The organism is Pyramidobacter piscolens W5455 (genome assembly GCF_000177335.1).
GTDB classification, from domain to species: Bacteria; Synergistota; Synergistia; order Synergistales; family Dethiosulfovibrionaceae; genus Pyramidobacter; species Pyramidobacter piscolens.
In genome coordinates this window covers 1-7,454 of the sequence record NZ_ADFP01000038.1, presented here as the reverse complement: position 1 = coordinate 7,454, position 7,454 = coordinate 1, and the positions used below count along the sequence as shown (strand labels likewise).

7 protein-coding genes are annotated in these 7,454 nt (G+C 65.8%); all 7 read right to left on the bottom strand.

Annotated features, from left to right (window positions below; translation table 11 throughout):
• On the bottom strand, positions 1-702 hold a 702-nt coding region (locus HMPREF7215_RS02545), incomplete at its 3' end, for a shikimate dehydrogenase family protein (protein WP_009164051.1).
• Entirely contained in the window at positions 703-1,842 is a 1,140-nt protein-coding gene (locus HMPREF7215_RS02540; protein ID WP_009164050.1) for a bifunctional chorismate mutase/prephenate dehydratase, read from the bottom strand. It lies immediately after the preceding gene.
• A 3-nt stretch (positions 1,843-1,845) separates the two neighbouring features.
• Entirely contained in the window at positions 1,846-2,949 is a 1,104-nt protein-coding gene (gene aroC, locus HMPREF7215_RS02535) for a chorismate synthase (protein ID WP_009164049.1), read from the bottom strand.
• Between the two features lie 2 nt (positions 2,950-2,951).
• Positions 2,952-4,217, bottom strand: a complete 1,266-nt coding sequence (gene aroA / locus HMPREF7215_RS02530) for a 3-phosphoshikimate 1-carboxyvinyltransferase (RefSeq protein ID WP_009164048.1) — start codon at positions 4,215-4,217, stop codon at positions 2,952-2,954.
• A complete protein-coding gene (aroB, locus tag HMPREF7215_RS02525; protein WP_009164047.1) occupies positions 4,214-5,302 on the bottom strand; it encodes a 3-dehydroquinate synthase in 1,089 nt (362 codons plus the stop codon). Before aroB ends, aroA begins: the two co-directional genes overlap by 4 nt.
• Positions 5,303-6,142: a prephenate dehydrogenase gene (locus HMPREF7215_RS02520; RefSeq protein WP_009164046.1), complete on the bottom strand. Its 840-nt coding sequence runs from the start codon at positions 6,140-6,142 to the stop codon at positions 5,303-5,305. It abuts the gene before it with no gap.
• Positions 6,139-7,140 (bottom strand): 3-deoxy-7-phosphoheptulonate synthase, encoded by a 1,002-nt coding sequence (gene aroF / locus HMPREF7215_RS02515; protein ID WP_009164045.1) that lies wholly within the window; start codon positions 7,138-7,140, stop codon positions 6,139-6,141. The genes HMPREF7215_RS02520 and aroF overlap by 4 nt, the downstream gene beginning before the upstream one ends.
• Positions 7,141-7,454: the final 314 nt, after the last annotated feature.

Here is a 7,454-nt window from a genome sequence, read left to right as displayed (position 1 = left end):
CAGTCCGCGGCCGAGGAACAGTTCGCCGGCGCGCACGGCCTGAGCGGCCAGCATCGCCAAACCGCCGCGCGCGGGAAGGCCGAGCGCTTCGGCCTGGAGGAGCAGCGCCGTGCGCATCGGGTTGTAGATCACGTCGAGCACAAGCCGGCATTTGGGAAAGAGCCGCAGATCCACGGGGGAAGCGCCGTTTTTCGGGTACATGCCCACGGGCGTCGTGTTGACGATCAGTTCGGCGTCGGCGTGCCGTTCGAGGGTGGCGTAGGTGTCGCGCCCCGAGCGCGAGATCACGGCGAAGGGAATGCCGCAGCTTGCCAGCACGGCGCGCACGGTGCGCGAAGCGCCGCCGCTGCCCAGCACGAGCGCGGGACGACCGCGCAGGCGTTCCGCGTCTTCCCCGAGCAGATGCAGAAAACCGTCCCAGTCCGTGTTGTCGCCGCGCCATTCCCCGCCTGGCAGGCGCGTCACAGTGTTGACGCAGCCGATGGCGCGGGCGCGCTCCGACAGCTCGCGGCAGCTTTTCATCGCGTCGATCTTGTAGGGAATGGTGACGTTGAAGCCGTCGCCGTCGCTCGCGCGTAGAAAGCCATCCAGCGCCTCCGGCTCCAGGGGATAGAGCTTGTACTCGTAATCGCCGATCAGGGCGTGGATGGCGGGCGAGAAACTGTGGCCGAGCGCGCGGCCGATCAGGCCGAAGCGCCCCATTTACACCACCTCGGAGTAGCTGCCCAGATATTTGAGCGTGGTGACGGCGCCCTGCAGGTCGTCGAAGATGCGCAGGAAAGAATCGTTGTAGACGGAGGAGTCGAGGTCGAAATAGAACATGAATTCGAAATCGCTGTTGGCCAGCGGCCGGCTCTCCAGCTTGAGCAAATTGATGTCCAGCGCCTTGAAGCGTGACAGCACGTGCGACAGCGAGCCGCGCTTGTGCGGCAGCACCATCATCAGGCTGGTGCGGTTGGCGCCGGGGTAAATTTCCAGATCCTTGGCGATGCAGATGAAGCGCGTGAAGTTGCTGCCCGCGTCCTGCACGGAGGCCTTGAGGCAATCCAGGCCATAGAGTTCGGCGCAGCTGCGCGACGACAGCGCCGCCAGATCTTTGCGCCCCGACTCGTGCACCATCTGCGAGGCGACGGCCGTGTTCTTGACGGGAGCGACCTTGACCCCCAGCGACTTGAGGAAGCTCTGGCTTTGCGCCAGCGCCTGCTCGTGAGAGATGATCTCTTTGATGTCGCCGATGGAAACGCCGGGATTGGCAAGCAGGCAGTGGTCGATCTTGACGCGGCAGCTGCGCACGATGTAGCAGCTGTGCTCCATCATCAGGTCGTAAATGCGGTTCACCGAGCCGGCCGTGCTGTTCTCGATGGGCAGCACGCCGTACCGGCACAGTCCCTGCTCGACGGCGGCGAAGACATTTTCGAAGTACTGAAAGTACATGATGCTGCCCGAGGGGAAAATGCGCTCGCAGGCCATCTGCGAGTTCGCGCCCTCCGCGCCCTGACAGGCGACCGTAGGACGGATGGGGAACTGCGCCGACGTGTTGGCCAGCGCCAGCGAGATCTGCCGCTTGAGCGGCGAGCCGCCGGCGATGATGCGGTGCTGCTCGGAGCGGCTCAGGTCGAAGACCAGCGAAAACAGCGCGTCCATGGACGGCGCCAGCTCTTCGCCGACCGAGTCGGCCAGATCGTTGAGCTTTTGGCGTTCGCGGGCGGGATCGTAGATGGGAATGTTGTTTTTGGCCTTGTAGGCGGCGATGTCGCGCACGACGGCGAAGCGCCGCGTGATCAGGTCGACCAGGCCGCGGTCGATCTCGTCGATCTGGGTGCGAAAATCTTTCATGTCCATTTTTCATTCGGCTCCTTTGAGCGGTTCGTAGTTTCCCGGAAGCAGTGCGTCGCAGAGGGCGACGGCGGCCGCCGCTTCGACGGCGGGAACGGCGCGCACGGCCACGCAGGGATCGTGACGGCCTTTGATATTCAGTTCCGTGAGCTGCATGGTTCTGAGACTGAGGGTCCTCTGCGCGCGGGCGATGGAAGGCGTCGGCTTGAAGGCGGCGCGGAAAACCAGCGGCATGCCCGTGGAAATGCCGCCGAGAATGCCGCCGGCGTGGTTCGTGGCCGTGATCACGGCGCCGTCTTCGCACACGAACGGGTCGTTGTGCTCGCTGCCCCTCATGGCCGCGGCCGCGAAACCGCTGCCGAATTCCACGCCCTTGACGGCGGGAATGCCGAAGACCAGCGAGGCGATCCCGCTTTCGAGCCCGCCGAAGATCGGCTCGCCGAGCCCCGCCGGCAGGCCGACGGCGGCGCATTCGACCACGCCGCCGAGCGAATCCCCCTCCGCGCGGGCGGCCTCGATCGCCGCGGCCATGCGCGCCCCAGCGGCCGCGTCGAGCACCGTCAGCGGCGAGAAGAAGCGCGCGTTGAAGTCGGCCCGGGAGACGGACGCAGGATCGAAAGCGCGGTCCTCCACGCCGCCGACGCTTTTGAGATGCGCGCCGACGAAAATCCCCCGCGCCTCGAGGATTTGCAGACAAACGCCGCCGGCAGCGGTCAGCGGCGCCGTGAGCCGGCCGGAAAAATGGCCGCCGCCCGAGGCGTCCTGAAAGCCGCCGTATTTGACGGAACTCGTGTAGTCGGCATGCCCCGGCCGCGGCACGTCCCGAAACTCGGAATAATCGCCGGGACGCGCGTCGGCGTTGCGGATGATCAGGCAGAGCGGAGAACCGCACAGCCGCCCGCCGGCGATCCCCGAAAGGAACTCGATCCGGTCGCCCTCGCGGCGCGGCGTCGCCAGCGGACCGCCGGGCGCGCGGCGTTTCATGAAAGAGTCCAGCCGCTCCATGTCCACGCGGAACCCTGCCGGCAGCCCCTCGATCACGGCGCCGACGGCGGCCGAATGGGACTGTCCGAAGATGGAAAGGCGGATGCGCTTGCCGCAGCTTGAACTCATGATCATGCCTCCGTTCTGACGACGCCGCCGAGCGCGGCGAAGTCGTCGAAAAAGCCCGGATAGGACTTGTCCACCGCTTCCGCGCCCGTGATCGTGACCGTTTCCGAACACAGCACCGAGGCGGCCGCGCCCAGCATGGCGATGCGGTGATCGCCGCAGGCGTCGACGATGCCGCCGCGCAGAGAGCCGCACCCGTCGATAAGGATGCAGTTGCCGTCGGGCACCGCGTGTCCCCCCAGGGCGTTCAGCGCGCCGCAGACCGAGGCGACGCGGTCGCTCTCTTTGAGCCGCAGCCGTCCGACGTTCGCAATCGCCGTGCGCCCCTTGACCGCCGCCGCGGCGACGGCCAGAGCGGGCACCAGATCGGGCGTGTCGCCCACGTCGATACATGTTTCGCGCAGCTTTGCCGGCGCCGCCGCGATGGAATCGCCGGCGATCGAGATCTCGGCGCCCATGCGTCGCAGAAGCTCCGCCACGACGCTGTCGCCCTGCAATGACGGCCGCGTCAGCCCCGTGACGGCGAGCTTTGCGCCGGCGGCCCCGGCGCAAAGCCAGAAAGCCGCGTTGGACCAATCGCCTTCGGCTCTCAGCTTGGCAGGTGTGACGTATCGCTGCGCGCCGGAGACGGAGAACCTGTCGGCGGAACGGCCGACGGCGATACCGAAAGCGGCCAGCGCCGCCAGCGTCATGTCGACGTAGCCGGCCGATTCCAATCGGTCGGCGATGAGAACGCGGCTGTTGCCTTCAAGCAGCGGCAGCGCAAAGAGCAGGCCCGTGAAAAACTGCGACGACACCGCGCCGGGCAGACGGTACCGGCCGGCCGTCAGCCGTCCCTCGACGACGGGGTGATCCGTCCCCTTGCCGGTGATGACGGCGCCGTGCCGCTCCATTTCGTTCCACAGATCGTCCATTGGCCGCGACGACAGTTTGCCGCGCAGCGTAAAGCGGGCCTTTCGACCCAGCGCGGCCGCCAGCGGCGTCATGAAACGATACGTGGAGCCGCTCTCGCCGGGATCGAGTTCGGCCGCGCCGCTCGCGTTCCGGTCCAGCGGCGTGACGGCGATGACGCTGCCGCCGACGGCGATCCCGGCTCCCAGCGCCCTGAGGCAGCGCACCGTGGCCTCGATGTCCTGCGAGACGACGCGACAGGGCAGCGTCGCCGGACGGTTCCCCAGCGCGGCGCAGATCAGCAGACGGTGAACGTGCGACTTCGATGGGATGGCGGCGATCGTGCCGCTCAGTTTGCGGGGCGTGATGGTGACGATCATGTCGCGGCAACCTCCGTTTCGAGGGCTTCGAGCCCGTCCGCGAGGAACCCGCGCGCCTCTTCGAGCATGACCTTGCGCCGCTCCACGCTGCCGATGCCGCGGGGAAGCACGAGCGTTACCGTGTCGGAAGCCCGTTTCTTGTCGGCGAGCATGCCCGCGAAGAGCTCGTCGGTTTTGAACCGGGTCGTCTGCGGCAGGCCGCGCAGCCGCAGGGCGCCGGACAGCTGGACAAACGTTTCCGGCGCGCAGATGCCGCGTTTGGCGCAGGCGGCGGTGATGATCATCATGCCGATGGCGACGCAAAAACCGTGCGGGATCGAAAAGCCGCTGCACTTTTCCACGGCGTGGCCGAACGTGTGCCCGAAGTTGAGGATCTGACGCAGTCCCATCTCCTTCTCGTCGCGGCGCACCACGTCGCGTTTGATCTCCACGCAGCGGTGCACGATTTCGGCGATCTCGGCGGCGCCGACGTCGGGCTTGCGCGCCGCGTCGAAGAGTTTGGCGTCGCGGATCATGCCCGTCTTGACGATCTCGCCGAAGCCGTTGGCCAGCTGCTCTTTCGGCAGCGTCGCCAGCGTTTCCGTGTCGTAGAGCACCAGATCGGGCTGGTAGAAGGTTCCGACCAGGTTTTTGCCCGTCTCGAGGTCGATGGCCGTCTTGCCGCCCACCGATGAGTCGACCGCGGCCAGCAGCGACGTCGGCAGCTGTACGAGGCCGATGCCGCGCATATACAGCGAGGCCGCCAGCCCGCCCAAATCGCCGACGACCCCGCCGCCGAGGGCGAAGAGCGTGTCGCTGCGGATCATGCGCAGGGCGGCCATGCGGTTGAGCAGGTCGAGGAGCGAACGCATGTTTTTGTTCCGCTCGCCGGCGGGAACGACGTGCAGAGCCGGCCGGAAGCCGGCGTGTTCCAGCGAGTCGGCGACGCGCCGCGCGTAGAGCGGCGCCACGTTGGCGTCGGAGACGATCAGCGCCTGCCCGGCGCCGCGCAGAGGCGCGGCGATCTCGCCGGCGGCGCTGAGCAGATCGGCGCCGGTGTGCACGTAGTACTTCTTCGAGGGCGTGGAAACTGTGACGCTGTTCATTTATCCGTCCACCTCTTCCTTTCTCCGGCGTCCCTCTTCGAGCAGCCGCCAGAGCCGTTTTTCGTCGCCAGCGGCGATGGCGTCGCGATACTGCCGCAGCTCGCCGAGAATCTGGTCGATCTCGGAGAGCAGATGGTCGCGGTTCTCGAGGAACAGGTCCGTCCACATCGTCGGGTTCAGCCAGGCCACGCGGGTCAGATCGCGGTAGGAGCCGGCGGAAAAACCGCGGTGCTCGCGCGCCGTCGGGCTCTTCACGTAAGCGTTCGAGACCACGTGCGCCAGCTGCGACGTGAAGGCGATCAGCCGGTCGTGATTTTCCGCCGTCGTCACGGCGAGGCGCTGGAACCCCGCCGGCATCACGAAACTCCTGACGCGCTCCAGCAGCGTGACGTCGTCGTACACGCGCGGCACCACGACGAAACTGGCGCCGCGGAACATGTCGGCACGGCTGTTCTTGAAACCCCAACGGTGCGTGCCCGCCATCGGGTGCCCGCCGGCGTACTCGAAACCGTACCGCTTGGCGAGCCGGAAGCCGACCTCGCAAATGCGGCGCTTGGTGCCGCAGCAGTCCATCGCCAGCGCCGATGCCGGAATGGAGGGCGCGTTCGCCTCCAGCCACTGGCAGGAAAGTTCCGTGTGCAGGCAGACCAGCACGCCGTCGCATTTCCCTAGCGTCTCGCGGTTCAGCTCGCCGTCGATGGCCCCCAGCAGCCGGGCGAATTGCAGCGTGGATCGATCCTGATCGGCGGCGTAAACGGCAAACGTCTCGTCGGCCGCCTTGTAGGCGCGCGCGAACGAACCGCCGATCAGTCCCAGCCCGACGATGCCGATCGTCTTCATGCCAGCGCCTCGCGCACGGCGCGCACCTTCCGCGCCGCCTCGTCGAACTGCTCGGGCGTCAGCGACTGGGCGCCATCGCACAGCGCGTGGGCGGGATCGTTGTGGACCTCGACGATCAGACCGTCGGCGCCGGCCGCGGCGGCGGCGTAGGACATCGGCGCCACGTAGCGCGAGTAGCCCGTGGAATGGCTGGGGTCGATGATCACGGGCAGATGGGTGAGCTCGTGCAGCACGGGCACGGCGGCAAGATCGAGCGTGTTGCGCGTGTAGGTTTCGAACGTGCGGATGCCGCGCTCGCAGAGAATGACGTTCTCGTTGCCGCCGGCCATGATGTATTCCGCGCTCATCAGCAGTTCCTTGAGCGTGTTGGCCAGCCCCCGCTTGAGCAGGATCGGTTTGCGGCAATGTCCCAGTTCCTTGAGCAGATCGAAGTTCTGCATGTTGCGCGCCCCCACCTGAAGCATGTCCACCTCGGCGAAAAGATCGAGATCGTTGATGTTCATGATCTCCGAAACCAGAGGCAGTCCCGTTTCCTTCTTGGCTTCGAGCAGCAGGCCGATCCCCTCGCCGCGCAGCCCCTGGAACGCGTAGGGCGACGTGCGCGGCTTGAACGCGCCGCCGCGCAGCATCGTCGCGCCCGAAGCCTTGACGGCTTTGGCGACGGCGATGATCTGCTCGCGGCTTTCCACCGAACAGGGACCGGCGATGATCTGGAAATGGCCGCCGCCGATCTTGACGCCGCTCACGTCGACGACGCTCGGCTCCTCGTGGAACTTGCGGTTCGCCTTTTTGAAAGGATCGCTGATGCGCGTGACGCGCTCGACGATGGACAGGCTCTCGAGCATCTCGATATCGACCTTGCTGACGTCGCCGATGAGGCCGATGATGGTGTGGAACTCGCCCTGCGAAACGTGGCAGGAAAGGCCCATGCTCTCGAACCATTTGCAGAGACTGTCGCGCTGCTCCGGGGTGGTGCCGTTCTTCAAGACTGCGATCATGTGAAACTCCTCCTTCAAGAAATCGTCGAAACCGTCTCGTCCTCCGCGAACGGAAAAAAACAAGGCCGTGCAGCGATTCTGCACGGCCTTATGATTTCCCTGAAAAAAACTGCGTTTTACCGATCAGCTTTTTGGCAGCACAAAATCACCTTTCTGGAAGCTCCAAAAAAGTAAAAGTAGTAGTATTCGGCTGCAAAAAAGCTGACGTTCATCATTGGAACGCTCCGTCATGCCTCCGTGGGCAAGATACTTTTCGATGGTGCTAAGTATACTGCGCCTCCCCCGGAATTGTCAACGAATATTGCGAAGATTGC

Excerpts from the sequence above, each read along its gene's own strand:
- aroB (WP_009164047.1), bottom strand. The coding sequence starts at position 5,302 with ATGAACAGCGTCACAGTTTCCACGCCCTCGAAGAAGTACTACGTGCAC.
- HMPREF7215_RS02520 (WP_009164046.1), bottom strand. The coding sequence starts at position 6,142 with ATGAAGACGATCGGCATCGTCGGGCTGGGACTGATCGGCGGTTCGTTC.
- aroA (WP_009164048.1), bottom strand. The coding sequence starts at position 4,217 with ATGATCGTCACCATCACGCCCCGCAAACTGAGCGGCACGATCGCCGCC.
- HMPREF7215_RS02540 (WP_009164050.1), bottom strand. The coding sequence starts at position 1,842 with ATGGACATGAAAGATTTTCGCACCCAGATCGACGAGATCGACCGCGGC.
- aroF (WP_009164045.1), bottom strand. The coding sequence starts at position 7,140 with ATGATCGCAGTCTTGAAGAACGGCACCACCCCGGAGCAGCGCGACAGT.
- aroC (WP_009164049.1), bottom strand. The coding sequence starts at position 2,949 with ATGAGTTCAAGCTGCGGCAAGCGCATCCGCCTTTCCATCTTCGGACAG.